This is a genomic window from Erwinia sp. MYb416 (assembly GCF_037479575.1).
In the GTDB taxonomy this organism is placed as follows: domain Bacteria; phylum Pseudomonadota; class Gammaproteobacteria; order Enterobacterales; family Enterobacteriaceae; genus Erwinia; species Erwinia rhapontici.
Window position 1 is genome coordinate 1 of record NZ_JBBGYT010000051.1, and the last position, 967, is coordinate 967.

1 protein-coding gene is annotated in these 967 nt (G+C 58.5%); it reads left to right on the forward strand.

Annotated features, from left to right (window positions below; all coding sequences use genetic code 11):
• Nucleotides 1–116: 116 nt before the first annotated feature.
• The coding region (locus WH277_RS00470; RefSeq protein WP_445235286.1) for a PQQ-dependent sugar dehydrogenase at nucleotides 117–967 on the forward strand (851 nt) is incomplete at its 3' end.

Consider the following 967-nt stretch of genomic DNA (forward strand, 5'->3'; position numbering starts at 1 on the left):
CCCTTGTAGTATTGAAAAAAATAGCCCCGGGAATATAGCGCACTGAACCAGATAATTCGGCAATTATTGGTAATTTAACTACGTTTAGTTAACAAATAGCGATAAGGAGCATAACGATGAGAGGTTGCCTGGCGGCGTTAACGATGGTGTCAGCGTTATTACTCAGCCCAGCGGTGCGGGCTGAGAAAGTCCATGCTGAGGTATTACAGGATGGGTTGGATCACCCGTGGTCGCTGGCCTTTCTGCCGGATAACCAGGGCATGTTGATCACCGAACGCTCCGGCCAGTTACGCCGCTGGCAGGCTGGAGCGGGGCTGTCTGAACCGATCGGCGGTGTGCCTGAGGTCTGGGCGCAGCGCCAGGGCGGATTGCTGGATGTGGTACTGGCACCTGATTTCTCCAGCAGCCGCCGCGTCTGGCTCAGTTATACCGTTGCGGGGCAGGACGGGCGCGCCGGAGCGGCGGTTGGCTATGGCCGGCTCAGCGAGGACCATCGCCAGTTGAGCGACTTCCGTGAAGTGCTACGGCAGCAGGGGCTGTCAACCGGAGCCAATCTGGGCACGCGCCTGGCGTTTGACCGCAGTGGCCATCTGTTTATCGCCTTTGGCGACAACTTCCAGGCAGAAAAAGCGCAGGATTTGTCTGCCCTGCAAGGCAAGATCGTTCGTCTCAACGCCGATGGCTCTGTTCCTGCCGATAATCCGCTGGCGACGAAAGCAGGAGCGCGACCTGAAATCTGGAGCTGGGGGATGCGTAATCCGCAGGGACTAGCCCTGAATCCGGCCAGCGGTGAAATCTGGGAGAGTGAACACGGCCCGCGTGGCGGCGATGAAGTGAATATTCCACACCGGGGCAATAATTACGGCTGGCCGCTGGCAACATGGGGAGTTGATTACAGCGGTGAAAAAGTCCCCGGCTCGAAAGGGGGCCGCGTGGCGGGAACCGAGCAACCGGTCTGGTACTGGAA